The organism is Kineococcus esterisolvens, assembly GCF_050871405.1.
In the GTDB taxonomy this organism is placed as follows: Bacteria; Actinomycetota; Actinomycetes; order Actinomycetales; family Kineococcaceae; genus Kineococcus.
The window spans coordinates 1-17431 of record NZ_JBJLRI010000079.1; the positions used below are offsets into that span (position 1 = coordinate 1).

General features: G+C 76.5%; 17 protein-coding genes and 1 tRNA gene. 12 read left to right on the forward strand and 6 right to left on the reverse strand.

Going from position 1 to position 17431, the window contains the following annotated elements; translation table 11 throughout:
- The first annotated feature begins 107 nt into the window (after window positions 1-107).
- Window positions 108-1850 (forward strand): putative bifunctional diguanylate cyclase/phosphodiesterase, encoded by a 1743-nt coding sequence (locus ACRYR8_RS18305; RefSeq protein ID WP_432485828.1) that lies wholly within the window; start codon window positions 108-110, stop codon window positions 1848-1850.
- Here the strand turns inward: ACRYR8_RS18305 and ACRYR8_RS18310 are convergent.
- Together ACRYR8_RS18310 and ACRYR8_RS18315 are read right to left on the reverse strand one after the other, a co-directional pair.
- Window positions 1837-2874 carry a sodium:calcium antiporter gene (locus tag ACRYR8_RS18310; RefSeq protein ID WP_432485925.1) on the reverse strand — a complete coding sequence of 346 codons (1038 nt, stop codon included), beginning with the start codon at window positions 2872-2874 and terminating at the stop codon, window positions 1837-1839. The genes ACRYR8_RS18305 and ACRYR8_RS18310 overlap by 14 nt on opposite strands.
- A 106-nt stretch (window positions 2875-2980) precedes the next feature.
- Window positions 2981-3051, reverse strand: a tRNA-Gly gene (locus tag ACRYR8_RS18315).
- Window positions 3052-3180: 129 nt separating this feature from the next.
- Between ACRYR8_RS18315 and dcd the strand changes: the two genes are divergently transcribed.
- The 5 genes from dcd to ACRYR8_RS18340 all read left to right on the forward strand — a co-directional run bounded on the left by dcd (window position 3181) and on the right by ACRYR8_RS18340 (window position 7875).
- Entirely contained in the window at window positions 3181-3756 is a 576-nt protein-coding gene (gene dcd / locus ACRYR8_RS18320; protein WP_432485831.1) for a dCTP deaminase, read from the forward strand.
- A 177-nt stretch (window positions 3757-3933) separates the two neighbouring features.
- Window positions 3934-5193 carry an EAL and HDOD domain-containing protein gene (locus tag ACRYR8_RS18325; protein WP_432485832.1) on the forward strand — a complete coding sequence of 420 codons (1260 nt, stop codon included), beginning with the start codon at window positions 3934-3936 and terminating at the stop codon, window positions 5191-5193.
- An 82-nt stretch (window positions 5194-5275) separates the two neighbouring features.
- Window positions 5276-5737 (forward strand): ankyrin repeat domain-containing protein, encoded by a 462-nt coding sequence (locus tag ACRYR8_RS18330; RefSeq protein ID WP_432485834.1) that lies wholly within the window; start codon window positions 5276-5278, stop codon window positions 5735-5737.
- 100 nt (window positions 5738-5837) lie between these two features.
- On the forward strand, window positions 5838-7205 hold the full coding sequence (locus tag ACRYR8_RS18335; protein WP_432485926.1) for a TrkH family potassium uptake protein: 1368 nt from the start codon (window positions 5838-5840) through the stop codon (window positions 7203-7205).
- Window positions 7206-7233: 28 nt separating this feature from the next.
- Window positions 7234-7875 carry a potassium channel family protein gene (locus ACRYR8_RS18340; RefSeq protein ID WP_432485836.1) on the forward strand — a complete coding sequence of 214 codons (642 nt, stop codon included), beginning with the start codon at window positions 7234-7236 and terminating at the stop codon, window positions 7873-7875.
- A gap of 20 nt (window positions 7876-7895) precedes the next feature.
- Here the strand turns inward: ACRYR8_RS18340 and ACRYR8_RS18345 are convergent, their stop codons facing one another.
- The gene (locus tag ACRYR8_RS18345; protein ID WP_432485838.1) at window positions 7896-8129 is read right to left on the reverse strand and encodes a hypothetical protein; all 234 of its coding nucleotides are present in this window, start codon (window positions 8127-8129) and stop codon (window positions 7896-7898) included.
- 121 nt (window positions 8130-8250) lie between these two features.
- Between ACRYR8_RS18345 and ACRYR8_RS18350 the strand changes: the two genes are divergently transcribed.
- Window positions 8251-8943 (forward strand): thymidine kinase, encoded by a 693-nt coding sequence (locus tag ACRYR8_RS18350; protein WP_432485839.1) that lies wholly within the window; start codon window positions 8251-8253, stop codon window positions 8941-8943.
- Here ACRYR8_RS18350 and ACRYR8_RS18355 read toward each other — a convergent pair.
- On the reverse strand, window positions 8909-9916 hold the full coding sequence (locus tag ACRYR8_RS18355) for an SDR family oxidoreductase (RefSeq protein ID WP_432485849.1): 1008 nt from the start codon (window positions 9914-9916) through the stop codon (window positions 8909-8911). The two genes, ACRYR8_RS18350 and ACRYR8_RS18355, sit on opposite strands and share 35 nt — an antisense overlap.
- Before the next feature lie 173 nt (window positions 9917-10089).
- On the opposite strand from ACRYR8_RS18355, the gene ACRYR8_RS18360 reads away from it, so the two are divergent.
- Window positions 10090-10335, forward strand: coding sequence for a DUF2630 family protein (locus ACRYR8_RS18360; RefSeq protein WP_432485841.1), 246 nt, complete (start codon window positions 10090-10092; stop codon window positions 10333-10335).
- On the opposite strand, the gene ACRYR8_RS18365 is transcribed toward ACRYR8_RS18360, so the two are convergent.
- Entirely contained in the window at window positions 10307-12349 is a 2043-nt protein-coding gene (locus ACRYR8_RS18365; protein ID WP_432485843.1) for an NHL domain-containing thioredoxin family protein, read from the reverse strand. The two genes, ACRYR8_RS18360 and ACRYR8_RS18365, sit on opposite strands and share 29 nt — an antisense overlap.
- Before the next feature lie 161 nt (window positions 12350-12510).
- On the opposite strand from ACRYR8_RS18365, the gene ACRYR8_RS18370 reads away from it, so the two are divergent.
- Both ACRYR8_RS18370 and ACRYR8_RS18375 read left to right on the forward strand, forming a co-directional pair.
- Window positions 12511-13113, forward strand: coding sequence for a ClpP family protease (locus ACRYR8_RS18370; protein ID WP_432485844.1), 603 nt, complete (start codon window positions 12511-12513; stop codon window positions 13111-13113).
- A complete protein-coding gene (locus ACRYR8_RS18375; protein ID WP_432485845.1) occupies window positions 13110-13715 on the forward strand; it encodes a ClpP family protease in 606 nt (201 codons plus the stop codon). The genes ACRYR8_RS18370 and ACRYR8_RS18375 overlap by 4 nt, the downstream gene beginning before the upstream one ends.
- A gap of 31 nt (window positions 13716-13746) precedes the next feature.
- Here the strand turns inward: ACRYR8_RS18375 and ACRYR8_RS18380 are convergent, their stop codons facing one another.
- The gene (locus tag ACRYR8_RS18380; protein ID WP_432485846.1) at window positions 13747-14121 is read right to left on the reverse strand and encodes a helix-turn-helix domain-containing protein; all 375 of its coding nucleotides are present in this window, start codon (window positions 14119-14121) and stop codon (window positions 13747-13749) included.
- 300 nt (window positions 14122-14421) lie between these two features.
- Between ACRYR8_RS18380 and ACRYR8_RS18385 the strand changes: the two genes are divergently transcribed.
- On the forward strand, window positions 14422-16464 hold the full coding sequence (locus ACRYR8_RS18385; protein ID WP_432485847.1) for a TPM domain-containing protein: 2043 nt from the start codon (window positions 14422-14424) through the stop codon (window positions 16462-16464).
- Between the two features lie 97 nt (window positions 16465-16561).
- The gene (locus ACRYR8_RS18390) at window positions 16562-17278 is read left to right on the forward strand and encodes a PspA/IM30 family protein (RefSeq protein WP_432485848.1); all 717 of its coding nucleotides are present in this window, start codon (window positions 16562-16564) and stop codon (window positions 17276-17278) included.
- Window positions 17279-17431 lie beyond the last annotated feature (153 nt).

A 17431-nucleotide genomic window follows, 5' to 3' on the forward strand; every position in this document is an offset into this window, starting at 1 on the left:
CAGGTTCCCGTAGCCCCCCCAGGGCGCCACGCCCGTGCCGGGCACGGCGGGCCGGGAGCACCCGTCCGGGCTGCGCCCGGCCCGCCGGCCCTGACACGATCAGCCTCGTGGTGGTGCCCCCCGACGCGGTCCGAGCGCTGGCCGACGCCCTGCTGGAGCACCCGGAGGACGCGCTGACGGTCCTGTCCGCGGTGCGCGACGGCAGCGGCCGGGTCGTGGACTTCCACTACGAGCTCGCCAACGGCGCCGCCGAGCGCAACGCGGGCAAGGCCCTCCAGGGGCGGCGCATGCTCGAGGTCTGGGCGGGGCAGGACACCTCCCTGTTCGTGCCGATGGTGGAGCTGCTGCGCGACGGCGGGGAGGTGCGCTTCGAGTACGAGGCGTCCTACCCCGGCGCCGACCCCGCCATCGCGGGCCGCACCTACTCGTCCTACGTGCGCGCCGCGGGCACCGAGCACGTCGTGCAGCAGTTCCGCGACATCACCGAGCTGCGGCGGGCGCAGGGCCTGCTGCACACGCAGGCGCTGCACGACCCGCTCACCGGCCTGGCCAACCGCCGCCTCCTGCTGGACCACCTGGAGCAGGCGCTGGCCCGGCTGGAGCGGCGGCCGTCGACGCTGGCGGTGCTGTACTGCGACGTCGACCGCTTCAAGCAGATCAACGACACCTTCGGGCACGGGGTGGGTGACCAGCTCCTGCAGCTCGTGGGCTCGTCCCTGCACGCCGCGCTGCGCCCGGCGGACACGATCGCCCGCATCGGCGGCGACGAGTTCGTCGTCCTGTGCGAGGACCTGGAGCCGGGCGCGACCGGGCTCGACCTGGCCGAGCGGCTGCGCTCGGCCGTGCCGGCGACCTGCCGCATCGCCGGCACCGACGTCCACGTCGGGGTGTCGGTGGGCGTCACGACCCTCACCGAGCCGGTGCCCGCCGACCGGGCGCTCAGCGAGGCCGACACCGCCCTGTACGCCGCCAAGCAGGACGGGCGGCGGCAGTCGCGCCTGTTCAGCGACACCATGCGCGAGCAGTCCCTGCACCGCTACCGCACCGAGGCGGGCCTGGCGGTGGCCCTGGAGCGCGGCGAGTTCGAGCTGCACCACCAGCCGAAGGTCGACCTCGCCTCCGGGGTCGTCACCGGCGCCGAGGCCCTGCTGCGCTGGCGCCACCCCACCGACGGACTGCTGCTGCCGGGGGCGTTCCTGGACGTCCTGGAGGACAGCGCCGGCATCCTCGACGTGGGCGACTGGGTGCTGCGCGAAGCGTGCGCCGAGGCCGCCGGCTGGCCCCGGCTGGGGAGCACCGCGGTCGTGCAGGTCAACCTCGCGGCCCGCCAGATCGCCTCCCCCCACCTCGTGGGGCAGGTGCGCGCCGCCCTGGCCCGCAGCGGCCTGGCCGCGGAGCGGCTGGAGCTGGAGATCACCGAGGGGCAGGTCCTGACCGACCTGCCCGGCGCCGTGCGGACCCTGGAGGAGGTGCGCGCCCTCGGCGTGCGGGTCGCGCTCGACGACTTCGGCAGCGGCTACTCCTCGCTGGCCTGGCTGCAGCGGCTGCCCGTGACCTCGCTGAAGCTCGACCGCACCTTCCTCGCCGACCTGAACGGCTCGCGCAGCAACTCCGCGATCGTGCGCGCCGTCGTGGACCTGGGGCACGCGCTGGGGCTGCAGGTCGTCGGCGAGGGCGTCGAGGACGAGGCGCAGCTGCGCGCGCTGCGGGCCCTCGGCGTGGACGAGGTGCAGGGCTTCCACCTCGGCCGGCCCGTGCCGGCCGCCGAGTTCCGCGAACGGCTGCGCCGGGCCGCCCTCGGCGCCCGGGGGGATGGCCGCGGACCGGCGGCGCCCGTCACAGGAGGCTGACGCCGACCACCGCCCCCACCCACACGACCGGGATGCCGATGCCCTCGAACCCGACGCCGTGGCGGCCTCGCAGCAGCAGCCCGGCCGCGAGCAGGGCGCTCATGAGCAGGCCCGCGGCGAGCAGCAGCAGGCCGGAGGCACCGGCGTCGGCGTAGATCGGGCCCTCGCGGTAGAACGCGTCGGCCACCGCGATCTGCAGGGCGTCGAAGACGTTGCCGCCGATGATGTCGCCGACTCCCAGGGCGAGGGAGCGCATCCGGACCGCGGCGATGAGGGTGACGAGTTCGGGCAGGGACGACACCGCGGTGGTCAGGGTGGAACCCACGAGACCGCCGGAGGCGCCGGTGGCCGAGACGACCCCCAGCCCCGAGCGCCCCACGACGTAACCGGCGATCGCCATCGTCACCGCGAGCAGGACGAAGGAGACACCGAGGCGGCGGTCGCTGACGCCCGTGCCCTCCTGGGGCACGTCCTCGACGGTGTCGTCGGTCACGACGGGCTTCCACATCGGGTCGTCGTGCAGCCGGCGCACCAGCACGAGCCCGCCCGCGTAGAGCAGCGGGATCGCGTACGTGGCGGGGTGGATCCCGAACAGGGACAGCTCGGGGGTGGCGAAACCCACCAGGGGAACCGCGAGCAGGGCGACGAGGACGAGGGCCTGCATGAGGTTCTCGCTGGAGGCCGCCGCGTGCTCCAGGTTCACGCGGCGGTAGAACAGGTCGGCGATGGCCAGCCACACCGTCTGGATGAGGATGCCGCCCACGGGGTTGGCGAAGGTGAACTGCGCGTCCCCGGACAGCCCGCCGACGGCCACCGTCACCAGGCCCGGCAGCGACGTCGTCGCTCCCAGCAGCACCGCCCCGGCGAGCGCCTCCCCCGCACCCGTCCGGTCGGCGATCTCGTCGGCGACGGCGGTGATGCGGGTGCCGGTGAGCACGATGACGACCGCGGAGACCACGAGGCCGATGACGCTGGGCAGGAGCGGCCACGGGGAGCCGAGGTCGGTGAGGAACACGGCGGACACCGTCGCGTCCCGCCGCCCGGTCCGCCACTCGACGTCCGGGACGGAGCCCGGGAGGGCCCCCGGGGACGACGGAGGCCCCGGTCCACCGGACCGGGGCCTCGCGCTGAGCGGGTGACGGGAATCGAACCCGCGCTATCAGCTTGGGAAGCTGAAGTTCTACCATTGAACTACACCCGCGCGTCCCGGCACCGCTCGCCGGGACGGCACCACTGTAACGGACGCGGCGGCCTGGTCCAGCCCCCTCCCCCGCGTCGGGGCTCCCCCGGGGCTCCATCGGGGGCCCCGGCGCGGCGGTACCGTGACGCCGTGCTGCTCTCCGACCGCGACATCCGCCGTGAGCTGGCTGCCGGGCGGGTGGTGATCGACCCGTCCGAGCCGTCGATGGTGCAGCCCTCCAGCGTGGACGTGCGCATCGACCGCTACTTCCGCCTGTTCGACAACCACAAGTACTCCGTGATCGACCCGGCGCAGGAGCAGCCGGAGCTGACGCGGCTGGTGGAGGTGGAGCCGGACGAGCCCTTCATCCTGCACCCGGGCGAGTTCGTGCTGGCCTCCACCTACGAGGTCGTCACGCTGCCCGACGACGTGTCGGCGCGGCTGGAGGGCAAGTCCAGCCTGGGCCGGCTGGGCCTGCTGACGCACTCGACGGCCGGCTTCATCGACGCCGGCTTCTCCGGGCACGTGACGCTGGAGCTGTCGAACGTGGCGACGCTGCCGATCACGCTGTGGCCGGGCATGAAGATCGGCCAGCTGTGCTTCTTCCGGCTGTCCTCCCCGGCGGAGCACCCCTACGGCAGCAGCGCGTCGGGCTCGCGCTACCAGGGGCAGCGGGGGCCCACCCCCAGCCGGTCGGCGGCCCGCTTCCACCGCACCCGCGTGTGACCCGGGGGTGCCCGCGCCCGCTCGCGCCGTCCCCGGCGGCCCGCCCCGCAGGCGCGCGGCACCCGTTCGGCCCAGCGCCGGCCCCCCGGGGCTACAGGTCGCGGCCCGGCGAGCCGTAGAGGAAGGCGTGAGGAGCACCACGCGGGTGGCCGGGGCCGCCGCACCGGGAGCGACGCCGTGACGGCGCGCTCCCGCCTCGTCGCGCCGGGCGGCCAGGCCGGGGCGAGCGTCTCCACGGTCCGCGTGGGCCGGCAGGGCATCTACGACGGCGAGCGCGACCTGGTCGCCTACGAGCTGCTGTTCCGCGCCCACGGCGGCACCACCGCCGACCTGTCCAGCGGTGCGGAGCAGGACCACGCCACCTCCCAGGTCATCAGCGCCACCTTCGGCGACTTCGGCGTGGAGCAGATCGCCGGGGACAAGCCGCTGTTCATCAACCTCACCCGCGGCTTCTTCACCGGCGAGCTGCCGGTGCCGTGCTCCCCCCGGCAGGTCGTGCTGGAGCTGCTGGAGGACGTGGAGGTCGACGAGGAGCTCCTGACCGGCCTGGACCGGCTGCAGGCGCAGGGCTACCGCATCGCCGTGGACGACTTCGACGGCGAGGAGAGCCGGCTGCCGGCCGTGGCGCGCGCCGAGTACGTCAAGGTCGACCTGGCCGCCACCGGCGAGCGCTTCGAGGAGGTGGTGGCGCTGGTGCGCCGGCACAACCCGTCGGCGCTGGTGATCGTGGAACGGGTGGAGGACGACGCCGAGTTCGAGCGGTGCGCCGCCGCGGGCTGCGACCTCTTCCAGGGCTACGGCCTGCAGCACCCGGTGACCCTGGAGTCGGTGAGCCTGACGCCGTCGCAGCTGGTGTGCCTGCGCCTGGTGCGGGCGCTGACGGGCAGCGACGCACCCATCGGCGAGATCGAGCAGCTGGTGTCCTCCGACCCGGGGCTGAGCCTGCGCGTGCTGCGCACCGTGTCCTCGGCCGGGTACAGCACCCAGGAGGTGTCCTCGCTGCGGCAGGCGATCGTGCTGCTGGGCCGCCGTCAGCTGTGCTCGTGGGTGGTGCTGATGCTGCTGGGCGGCGTGACGAGCGTGGACACCGAGTCGCTGACGACGGTGCTGGCGCGGGCGGCGGCGTGCGCGCGGCTGGTGCCGACGGACGCCGACGTGGCGTACACGGTGGGACTGCTCTCCGGGGTGGCCACGGTCCTGGGCCTGGCCGAGGACGAGCTGGTCGAGACGACGGGGGTGGCGCTGTCGGTGCGCGCGGCGCTGCTGGAGGGCCGCGGGGACGTGGGCCGCGCGCTGCGGGCGGTGCTGTCCTACGAGGACGACGACCCCGAGCGCCTCGGGGAGGCCGGGCACGCCGTGTACGAGGTGTCGCGGGCGTACCTGGCGGGGCTCAGCACGGCGATGACGACGGTGGACGCGGTCCTCGAGCAGGACTGAGCGGCCGCGGCCGGACGGCCGGGACCGGGCGGCGCCGCCGCGCAGGGGTGCGGGGCCCGGGCGGCGGTCCTACCCTGACGCCGTGACCGGGCGGGGCGAGGACGGCGGTCGCTGGGCCGAGCCCGTGGGGCCGCGCGACGCCGGCGAGGAGCGCGCCCTGGAGCTGGCGCACCGCGTGTTCGAGACCGCCCGCCGGGGCCTGACCCGGGAGCTGTGCGGCTACCTGGACGCCGGGGTGCCGGTGGCTTCCACCGACTCCGCGGGCGACTGCCTGCTGGTGCTGGCCGCCTACCACGGGCACCCGGGCACGGTGCGGGCGCTGCTGGAGCGCGGCGCGGACCCGGACGCCGTGGACGCCGCCGGCCGCACGGCCCTGACGGCCGCCGTCTTCCGCGGGTACCGGGACGTGGTGGCGGCCCTGGTGGACGCCGACGCCGACCCCTACGCGGGCACCCCGAGCGCGCTGGAGGCGGCCCGGTTCTTCGGGCGCGAGGAGGTGCTGGACCTGCTGGAGGTCCCCGGCGCGGAGCTGGACGGCACCTGATGCGCCCCGCGCCGCGCGCGGGCCCGCACCTGCCGCCGCCCCGCTGCCCGTAGCCTGATCGCGACCGGGCCGCACCCAGGCCCCGCCCGAGCTGGAGGCAGTGCAGGTGGATCCGACCGGGCCGCTCCCCGGCTACCGCCGCAAGCTGCTGCGGCACCCGGCCCAGGTCGTGGCGCTGGCGTTCGCGGCGGCCGTCGCGCTGGGCACGGCGCTGCTGTGGATCCCCGCGGCGCGGCGCGGGCCGGGCGGCGCGGACTTCGTCGACGCGATGTTCACCGCGGTGAGCGCGCTGTGCGTCACCGGGCACGTCGTGGTGGACACCCGCGAGCACTGGTCGGGTTTCGGGCTCGTGGTGATCCTGGCCCTGGCGCAGGTCGGCGGGTTCGGGATCATGACGTCGGCCTCGCTGCTGGGCGTGTTCGCCTCCCGGCGGCTGGGGCTGCGCTCGCGGATGCTGACGGCGACGGAGTCGCGCGGCCTGGAGCTCGGCGACGTGCGCTCGGTGCTGGTGGGCGTGGTGCGGGTCTCGCTGCTGGTGGAGCTGGTGACCGCGGTGGTGCTGTCCGCGCGCCTGTTCCTGGCCTACGAGGCGAGCCTGCTCGACGCGGTGCGCGAGGGCGGGTTCCTGGCGGTCTCGGCCTTCAACAACGCGGGGTTCGTGCTGCGCTCGGACAGCATGACCGGCTTCGCCACCGACCTGTGGATGTGCGGGCCCGTCATGACCGCCAGCACGCTGGGCGGCCTGGGGTTCCCCGTGCTGCTGGAGCTGCGCCGGCGGTTCCGCGTGCCGCGGGAGTGGTCGCTGCACACGAAGCTGACGCTGGTGACGTCCGCGGCGCTGACGGTGTTCGGGTGGGTGTTCCTCACCGTGAACGAGTGGCGCAACACCGCGACGCTGGGAGCCCTGGAGTGGTGGGCCCGGCCCCTGGCCGGGCTGTTCCAGACGACCGCGACGCGCAGCTCGGGGTTCAACTCGGTGGACATCAGCCAGATGAACGGCGGTTCGTGGCTCGTCATGGACGTGCTGATGTTCATCGGCGGCGGGTCGGCGAGCACCGCCGGCGGCATCAAGGTGACCACGTTCGCGCTGCTGCTGATCGTCGTGTTCACCGAGTTCCGCGGTGAGCAGTCGGTGTCGGTGTTCGGGCGCCGCGTCGCCGAGCGCGTGTACCGGCAGGCCCTGACGGTGGCGCTGGTGTCGCTCGCGGTGATCGTGGTGGCGACGCTGGTGATCGTGGAGCTGACCCGCGCGCCCGTGGACGCGGTGCTGTTCGAGGTGATCTCCGCGTTCGCGACCGTGGGGCTGTCCTCCGGGCTGCTGATGCAGCTGCCGGACTCCTGCCAGGTCATCCTGGCCGTGCTGATGTTCCTGGGCCGGCTGGGCCCGATCACCCTGGGGGCGGCGCTGGCCCTGCGCGAGCGCCGCCGCCTGTACGAGTTCCCCGAAGGGAGGCCGATCATTGGCTAGGAGGTCCGCACTCACACGCCCGCGGTCGGTGGTGGTCATCGGCCTGGGCCGGTTCGGCCGGTCGCTGGCGCTGGAGCTCATGGAGGACGGTCAGGTGGACGTCCTGGGCATCGACAGCGACCCCAAGCTCGTGGAGGAGCTTGCCGGGCACCTCACGCACGCCGTGGTGGCCGACTCCACCCGGGAGGAGGCGCTGCGGCAGCTGTCGGTGCACGAGTTCGACCGGGCCGTGGTGGGCATCGGCACGAACCTCGAGGCGAGCATCCTGACGGTGTCGACGCTGCTGCAGTTCGGCATCCGCAACGTGTGGGCCAAGGCGATCAGCGACTCGCACGCGCGGATCCTGTCGCAGCTCGGCGCGCACAAGGTGATCCGGCCCGAGCACGAGATGGGCATGCGCGTGGCGCACCTGGTGCGCGGGCGGATGCTCGACTACATCGAGTTCGAGGACGGCTTCGCGATGGCGAAGACGACGGCACCCACGCCGCTGGTGGGGCAGACGCTGGCGGGCGCGAAGCTGCGCAGCACCTACCGCGTGACGGTCGTGGCGCACCACCGCCCCGGCGAGGGGTTCACGTACGCGACACCGGAGACGGTGCTGTCCGCCGACGACGTGATCATCGTGTCGGGGCAGATCCGGGACGTGGAGGCGTTCAGCTCGCTGGCCTGAGAGGAGCCGGCGGGGGCCCGTCAGCGGTCCTCGCCGGCGTCGGCGACGTCCTCCTCGGGGCGCGGCGGGACGTCCTGGTCGTCCTCCAGCTCGGGCACGGGGGTCGAGTCGCCGGGGCCGCGGCGGTCGACGCCGATGAAGCGGCGGCGTTCCGGTTCACCGCGCTCGGCGCGGGTCAGGTCGACGAGCCGGCGGCGGTCGGGGCCGCGGCGGTGCGGTGCGTCGTCCTGCTCGGGGTCCTCTCCGGTGCTCACCGCTCCACCTCACCACGCGCTCCCCGCACCCGCCACCTCCGCCCCTCCCGTGGTGGCGGGTGCGGCGAGCGGCCGCGCGCGGGGACGGGAGGGCTCCGCGGGTGCGGCAGGATGGTCGCCCGTGGCCGAGCTGGTGTTCTTCTCCGGGACGATGGACTGCGGGAAGTCGACGCTCGCGCTGCAGGTCGACCACAACCACCGCGTGCAGGGCCGGCAGGGGCTGCTGTTCACCCGCTTCGACCGTTCCGGCGAGGCCGTGATCTCCAGCCGCATCGGCCTGGCCCGCCCCGCCCTGGAGGTCGCCGAGGACACCGACCTCTGGCACGAGGTGTCCCGGCGGCACCGCGAGCGGCCCGTCGACTACGTCGTCGCCGACGAGGCGCAGTTCTTCTCCCCCGAGCAGGTCGAGCAGCTCGCCCGCGTCGTGGACGACCTGGGCGTCGACGTGTTCGCCTTCGGGATCACCAGCGACTTCAGGACACGGCTGTTCCCGGGCAGTGCCCGCCTCGTCGAGCTCGCCGACCGGGTGCAGGTGCCGCAGGTGGAGGCGCTGTGCTGGTGCGGGGCGCGCGCCACCCACAACGCCCGCACCGTCGACGGGGCCATGGTCGTCGCTGGGGAGCAGGTCGTCGTCGGCGACGTCGGCGAGCGCGAGGGCACCCTGGACGTCGGGCCGGTGGGCACCATCGCCTACGAGGTGCTGTGCCGGCGCCACCACGTGCGCCGCGAGACCGCCGCGGTCGCCGCCGCGCGCGGCGAGGTGGACGTGCGCGCCGGCGTCAGCGCCGGGAGCGCGCCAGCAGCCCCGCGGTGAGGGCGGCGGCCCCGGCGGCCGCACCGCCCAGCACGCGCCGGTGCCGCAGCGCCCACACCTGCGGGCTGCGTTCGTGCGACTGCTCGTCGAACGGCCCGCGGGCGCCGTGGTCGCCGGGCACGGGTTCGTGCAGGTAGTCGCCGACCATGGTGCCCCTCGGCTGGTCGGTCTGCTGGCCGTCGACGCCCGTGCGGGCCAGGTAGCGGTCCAGCAGCGGCGCGGCGACCCGGTTGCCCAGGATCGTGCCGATCGTGGACCCCCCCACCCACGTGGTGCGGCGGGGGCGGTCCACGACGTCGCCGACGACACGCGCGCACAGCTCCGGCTGGTAGATGGGCGCCACCGGCTGCGGGTGCTTGGGCAACCGCGAGCGCACCCACCCGAACTGCGTGGTGTTCATCCCCGGCATGTGCACGATCGAGACGGTGACCGAACTGCCCTCGTGCAGCAGTTCGGTGATGACGCTCTCGGTGAACCCGACGATCGCGTGCTTGGCGCCGCAGTACGCCGACTGCAGCGGGATCCCCCGGTGCGCCAGTGCCGAGCCGACCTGCACGACCCGTCCGCGGTCGCGCGGGCGCATGCGGGCCAGGGCCGCGCGGGTGCCGTTGACGTACCCGAAGTAGGTGGTGGCGGTGGCCCGCGCGTAGTCGGCCGGGTCGACGTCCCAGAACTCGGCGAACACGCTGGCCATGGCGTTGTTCACCCACACCTCGATCGGGCCCAGCTCGGCCTCCACGCGGGCCGCGGCGGCGTCCACGGCCTCGTGGTCGCCGACGTCGCACACCACGCCCAGCGCGCGACGGCCGCGGGAGGCGACGTCGCGCACGGCCCCGGCCAGACCGTCGCGCCCGCGGGCCAGCACGGCCACGTCCCAGCCGCGCCCGGCCAGCTCGCGCACGACCGCCCGGCCCAGCCCGGCGGAGCCGCCGGTGACGACGGCGACCCCGCGCGCGGAGGGCGCAGCCCTCAGCGCGGTCAGTGCAGCGTCGTGGCCGTCGTTCGTCGGGGCGCTCACCGGGTCCTCCTCGCGTGGTCGTCGCGGGGCGTCCGCACCGCTGGCCCCACCCTGGCGCAGCTCGGTCCCCCGCGCCGCTCGGCGCGGCGCGGGGTGCGGGGAGCGCACCGCGCGACGAGGATGCCCGCATGGACGAGCACGACATCCACGAGCGGATCAACAGCCTCGTCGAGCGCGAGCACGCGCTGCGCGCGGCGCTGGCCGAGGGGAAGCTCTCGGCTCAGCAGGAGCACGCGGAGCTGAAGGACGCCGAGCAGAAGCTGGACCAGCTGTGGGACCTGCTGCGCCAGCGCGAGGCGAAGCGCAACGCGGGCCTGAACCCCGACGAGGCGGACGAGCGGCCCGTCAGCGAGGTGGAGGGCTACCGGCAGTAGAGCTGTCCGGCGCACCCGGAGCGACCTCCAGGAGCAGGTCCGCGACGGCGGCCGGGTCCACCCGGACGGGGACCCGCAGGGTGCTGCGGTGCAGGCGGCACGCCGCGCCCGGCCCGCTGCCCGCGTCGCAGGTGGCGACCTGCACCTCCACGCGCAGCACGCCGTGCGCGCCGCCCGCCGTGGCGAGCTCCAGCCACCGGTGCAGGCCGGTCCCCGCGCCGGCGCCGGCGCGCAGCAGCCCGGGCGGGTCGGCGCGCACGTCGAGGGCGGCCGGTGCGCCGGAGCGCTCGTCGAGCTCCTGACCGGCCGGGGGCCGCACGGCCACGGCCAGGTGCACCCGTCCCGGTGGCAGGACGACCGGGTCGCGCCGCTCGCCACCCCCGTCGCGCAGCACGTCCGGCAGCGGCAGGCGCGTCAGGCGGTGCGCGGCGGACTCCACGACGACGAGGGCCGCGCCCCCGCTCCCGCCCTGGAGGACCAGCACGTCGGCGGGTTCGGCGAGGCCGTCGGCCAGGGTGGTCACCTCACCGGTGGCGGGGTCCAGGCGGCGCACCGCGCCGTTGTAGGTGTCGGCGACCAGCACCGAGCCGTCCGGCGCCACCGCCACGCCCAGCGGGTGCTGCAGCAGCGCCCGCGCCCCCTCGGGGCCGTCCGCGCCGGGCCCGTCGCGGAACCCGGAGTCGAACAGCCCCGTCCCCGCGGCGGTGGCGACGACGTGGCCGGGACGGGCGACGGGGTCGGCGTTCGCCATCCGGTCGTCGGTGACGACGGGCACGGTGCGGTCCACCGGCCCGGTACGGCGCAGCGAGCGCAGGGCGGAGGTCTCCGCGTCGGCGAACCAGGCCACCTCACCGGTGCCGGTGCGCTGCACCGCGAGCGCCGACGGCTGCGCCAGCCACGCCGACTCCGCCGGGCCGTCCCGCAACCCCTCCGCGGTGGTGCCGGCGACGACGCGCACCACGCCGTCCAGCGGCTCGAACGCCCACAGCTGGTGGCTGCCGGCCATCGCGACGAGCACCTGGCCGTCGAACCAGGCCACGTCCCACGGGGAGGACAGGTCCTGCGCGAGCGCCGGCCCGCCGCCGGCCCGGCGCCGCAGCTGCCGGCCCGTGCCGGCGACGGTGCGCACGTGCCCGTCGGCGAGGCGCACCCCGCGCAGGGCGTGGGCGCCGCGGTCGGCGACGACGACGTCGTACCCGGTGCGGGCGGCGACCTGCGGCGGCAGCAGCGCCAGACCCTGCGGTTCGGTGAAGGCCGCCTCGGCGGGTGGGCCGTCCACCAGGCCGGGGAGGCCGCTGCCGATCGCGCGCTGCTGCGCGAGCAGGTCGGAGCCCAGCACGACGAGCCGGTGGTGCCCGGTGTCGGCGACGAGGACCGTGCCGCCGGGCAGGGCCAGGGCGCGGGCGGGGAAGCGCAGCGGGGCGCGGGCACTCCCGTCGCCGTCCTGCGCCGCACCCTCCCGGCGCGCCGGAGCCACCGCTCCCGTCGTCGCGGGGGTCTGCGGCACGACGGGAGCGGTGGCTCCGGCGGTCGGGAGGGTGCTGTTCAGCAGGTCCGCGACGACGGAGGCGATCCGCTCGCCGTGGCCCTCCCCGGAGAACGTGGCGGCGACGTAGCCGGCGGGGTCGACGACGACGAGGGTGGGCCAGGCGCGCACGGCGTACGCGGACCAGGTGCGCCGGTCGGCGTCGTCGAGGACGGGGTGGTCGACGCCCAGGCGGGCGACGGCGGCGTCCAGGGCGGCCGGTGCGGCCTCGTGCGGGAACTTCGGCGAGTGCACGCCCACGACGGCGAGCGCACCGCCGAACCGCTCGTGCAGGGCGCGCAGCTCGGGCAGGACGTGCAGGCAGTTCACGCACGAGCTCGTCCAGAAGTCGAGCAGCGCGACGCGGCCGCGCAGGTCCGGGGCCTCACCGGGGCCGCCGGTGCCGAGCCAGCGGCGGCCGGCGAGCCGCGGGGCGCGGACCCGCCCGCCGGGCCGGGCGGGTGGGGTCGCGCGGCCGGTGTCGGGCACGGACCCAGTGTGTCCGCGACCGCGCGTCGCCGCACCGGCGGGGTCCGGGTGGTTCTCCCCGGGGGAGATGTGCCCCGGGGAGAAACCCGGTCACGGGACGCCCGGGCGGGGCGAGGGTGGGAGCACCGGAAACCCGGCGGACCACCGGCAGGAGGAACCCGATGTCCACCACCACCCTCAGCGGGCTGTTCGACGACCAGCTCGCGCAACGACTGCTGTTCCAGCGCATCGTCGTGCTCGGCCAGGAGGTCGACGACGCGAGCGCGAACCGGGTCTGCGCGCAGCTGCTGCTGCTGTCCGCCGACGACCCGAAGGGCGACATCGCCCTGTACGTCAACTCCCCCGGCGGTTCCATCAGCGCCGGGCTCGCCGTCTACGACACGATGCGCCTGGTCCCAAACGACGTCGCCACCCTCGCCATGGGCATGGCCGCCAGCATGGGGCAGTTCCTGCTGGGCGCCGGGACGCCCGGCAAGCGGTTCGCGCTGCCGCACGCGCGCGTGATGATGCACCAGCCCTCCGGCGGGATCGGCGGGACGGCCGCCGACATCGCGATCCAGGCGGAGAACCTCGCGCACACCAAGGCCACGGTGCAGCGGCTCACCGCCGAGCACACCGGCCAGGACGTGACGACGATCGAGCGGGACTCCCAGCGGGACCGGTGGTTCACGGCCGAGGAGGCCCGTGCGTACGGGATCGTGGACCACGTCGTGGAACGCGTCGACGACGTGCGCCTGGGCGCGGGGCGGAGGGTCGGGCTGTGAGCGCGCTCGTCCCCTACGTGACGGAGTCCACCCCGCGCGGGGAACGCACCTCCGACGTGTTCAGCCGCCTGCTGTCGGAACGCATCGTGTTCCTCGGCGGTGAGATCGACGACGGCGTCGCGAACGTCGTCATCGCGCAACTGCTGCACCTGGCCTCGGAGGACCCCACCGCGGACGTCAGCGTGTACGTCAACTCACCCGGGGGCTCGGCGACCGCGCTGATGGCGATCTACGACACGATGCGGTTCGTGCAGCCGGACGTCGCCACGTTCTGCGTGGGCCAGGCCGCCTCGGCGGCCGCGGTGCTGCTGGCCGCCGGCGCGCCGGGCAAGCGCTCGGTGCTGGAGCACTCCCGGGTGCTGCTGCACCAGCCGTCGGGCGGTGCGCAGGGCACCGCGGCGGACCTGCAGATCCAGGCGAAGGAGGTGCTGCGGCTGCGCGGGGAGATCGAACAGGTGCTGTCGCGGCACACCGGGCACACCGTGGAGCGGCTGCGCGCCGACCTGGACCGCGACCTGGTGCTGCCGGCTGCCGAGGCCGTCGCCTACGGCGTCGCCGACCGGGTCGTCACCCCCGCGGCCCTCCTGCCCGCCCGCCCCTGACCCCCTCGCCCCGCGGTGAGGGGGATGGGGGTCAGGCGACCAGGGAGAGGTGCGCGGTGGGGCCGGCCGCGGGGACGGCGAACCCCGCGGCGCTCGCGCGCGTGCCGGTCGAGGTGACGTCCAGCGGTTCCCCGGCGGCGCGCCGCAGCAGCTCGGCCAGCGGCAGGCCCAGGGCCGCGCAGATCGCCGCGACCACCTCGGAGGAGGGTTCCTTGCCACCGCGCTCCACCTGCGACAGGTGCGGCAGCGAGACCCCGGAACCGGCGGCCACGTCGGCGAGGGTGCGGCGCTGGGCGGTGCGCTCGTCGCGCAGCACCGCCCCGACGAGTTCGCGCAGCAGCGGCGAGCGCCCCGGGGGACGCCGGTGGGCGGGCAGCGGGACCGGCGGCGGTGCGGAACTGCTCACGGCGACCTCCAGCGTCGGGGTCCTCCCGACGCTAGCGGCGGCCCCGGGGACGCGGCAGGGCCGTCCGCTGACAGCGGACGGCCCTGCTGCGCGCCGGCGAACTCGCGGCAGGGCCTGCACCTCCACGGTCGGGGCGGAGGCCCGCCCGGCGGCGGAGGCCCCGACCCGCCCCGCGTCGACGACCGCGTCGCGCGACCGGGAGACGGTGCCCAGCAGCTCGCGGGAGTTCTCCGCGTCGGCCTCGGCGCGGGGCGTCGGCCTTGAACGGCCGCGCGGGCGGAGCTGCGCCAGACTGGCCGGGTGCTGCGCCCGTCCCGCCCCCGCGACGCCCGCCGCCCGCTGGCGGCCGCCCTCCTGGCGCTGGGGGTGCTGGGCGTCTCCCCCGCCTCCCCCGCCTCCGCGGTCGCCCCGTTCCGGCTGCCCGAGCAGGTGACCGACCGGGTGGGGGTGCTGGCCGGCGCGGACGTGGGCCCGGCGCTGCGCGAGCTGCAGCAGCAGGAGGGCGTGCAGCTGTGGGTGGTGTTCGTGGACTCCTTCGACGGCGCCGACCCGGTGGCGTGGGCCGACGCGACGGCCGTCGCCAGCGGTTTCGGCGTCGACGACGTGCTGCTGGCGGTGGCCACGCAGGAGGGCGCCTTCGCCTACTCGGTGGACGACGCGAGCCCGCTGACCGACCAGGACGTGGCGCGGGTCGCGCGCGCCACCGAGGAGCGCCTCGCGGAGGGCGACTGGGACGGCGCGGTCACGGCCGGGGCGGAGGCCGTCGGGGACGCGCTGGGCGGCGGGTTCCCGTGGGGGCCGGCGGCCGTGGGGGGCGTGGTGGTCGCCGGTGCCGCGGGTGCGCTGCTGCTGGCCCGTTCGCGCCGGGCCGGCGGGCCGGCGGGCCGGGAGGCGGCGGAGTTCGCCGGCACGAGCACCGCCGACCTGACCCGGGTGGCCGACGCCCTCCTGGTCCGCGCCGACGACGCGGTGCGCGCCAGCGGCGAGGAACTGGCCTTCGCGGCCGCGGAGTTCGGCGACCAGCGCACCGCTGGCCCGCGCGAGGTGCTGGAGCGGGCCCGCAGCGCGCTGACCGCGGCGTTCGCCGCCCGGCAGTCGCTGGAGGACGCCGAACCGGAGACCGAGGCGCGCCGGCGCGAGGTGCTGACCGGGATCGTCGCGGACTGCCGCCGCGTCGACGAGACGCTCGAGGCCGCCTCGGGCGAGGTGGACGCGCTGCGCGACCTGGTGCGCCGCGCCCCGGAGGTCCTCGCCGGCGTGGAGGGGCGACTGCCCGCGCTGGAGGCCGGGGTCGGGCCCGCCCGCGAGCGCCTGGAGCGGCTGCGGGGGGAGTTCGGCGAGACGGCGGTGGCGACGGTGGCCGACGCGCCCGCGCAGGCCGTCGAGCGCCTGGAGCTGGCGCGGGGTTCCGCGGCGGCGGCCCGTGCGGCGCTGGCCGACCCCACCCGCTCGGGCGAGGTGGTGGACGGGGTGCGCGCCGCGGAGGGTGCGCTGGCGCAGGCGGAGCAGCTGCTGACCTCGGTGGAGCGCACCGGCACGGACCTGCGGCGGGCGGTGCAGGAGCTGCCGGTGGCGCTGGCCCGGTTGCGCGCCGCGGCCGACGTCCCGGTCGGTGCCGCCTCGCCGGGGACCGCGCCGGGCACTGCGGCGGCGGGCCTGGCCTCGGCCGCGGCGGCGGCCCGGGCGGTCGCGGAGGCGGCGCAGCGCCAGGGGGCGGACGACCCGCTGGGGGCGCTGCACCGCGTCGTGGAGGCCGAGCGGGTGCTGGACGCCGCCCGCGACGCGGTGGAGGCCACGGCCCGCGAGCGGCGCGAGGAGCGGGCCGCGCTGGAGCAGGCGCTGCTGGCGGCGCGCGCGGAGGTCGACGCCGCGGAGGACTTCGTGGCGACGCGGCGGGGGACGGTGGGCGGCGCGGCCCGCACCCGACTGGCGGAGGCGCGCCGCCACCTGGAGACGGCGGTGTCGCTGGCGCAGCAGGACCCGGCGGCAGCGGTGGGGCACGCCCGCACGGCGGACGCGCTGGCGGAGGAGGCCGGGCGGCTGGCGCGCGCCGACGCGTCCTCGTGGGGCGCGCCGGGGACGGTGGCGGGCCCGGGCCTGGAGGACCTGCTGGGTGCCGTGCTGGTGGGCGGCGGGCGCCGCCGCGGCGGGTACGGCTCCTCGTGGGGCGGTGGTTTCGGCGGCGGCTTCGGCGGGTTCGGCGGTTCCTGGGGCGGGCCGGGGCCGAGCGCGCGGCGCGGTCGCTCCGGCGGCTTCGGGGGCGGCTTCGGGGGGGTCCCCGGAGGCGGGGGCGGGCGGCGCTCGTCCGGCGGGGGCCGGCGCGGGGCCGGCGGGCGGTTCTGAGGGCCCGCCCGAGCTGCCCGCCGTCGCCGGGGCTGGGAGGGTCGGGTCGGCACGAGCAGCAGGAGGCACCGGCGGGGCCGGTGCGGGAGGAGGGGACGTGGCGCAGAAGCAGTCGATCCTGGGGCGCATCGCGCAGCTGGCGCGGGCGAACGTCAACGCGCTGATCGACCAGGCCGAGGACCCGGAGAAGGTCCTCGACCAGGTGATCCGCGACTACACCTCGAACATCGCCGACGCGGAGGCGGCGATCGCGCAGACGATCGGGAACCTGCGCCTGGCGGAGGCCGACCGCGACGACGACGTGGCGGCGGTGCGGGAGTGGGGCGCGAAGGCGCTGGCGGCATCGCGCAAGGCGGACGAGCTGCGCGCGGCGGGCAGGGCGGCGGAGGCCGACCGCTTCGACGAGCTGGCGAAGCTGGCGCTGAAGCGGCAGATCTCCTTCGAGCAGGAGGTGAGCGCCGCGGGCCCGCAGATCGAGGCGCAGACGGAGGTCGTCGACAAGCTCAAGAGCGGGCTGGCGTCGATGAAGGAGAAGCTGGTGGAGCTGCGCGGCAAGCGCGACCAGCTGGTGGCGCGCGCGAAGGCCGCGCAGGCGCAGGCACGGGTGCAGGAGGCCGTGGGCTCGATCGACGTGCTGGACCCGACCTCGGAGCTGTCGCGCTTCGAGGAGCGGGTGCGCCGGGAGGAGGCCCGGGTGGCGGGGCGGGCGGAGCTGCAGGCCGACTCGCTGCAGGCGCGGTTCGCCGAGCTGGAGGACCTGTCGGCCGACCTGGACGTCGAGGCCCGGCTGGCCGCCCTGAAGTCCGGCGACTGACCCCTCCCCTCCCCCGCACCCCTGCCCCGGGGGGGGGGGGGGGGGGGGGGGGGGGGGGGGGGGGGGGGGGGGGGGGGGGGGGGGGGGGGGGGGGGGGGGGGGGGGGGGGGGGGGGGGGGGGGGGGGGGGGGGGGGGGGGGGGGGGGGGGGGGG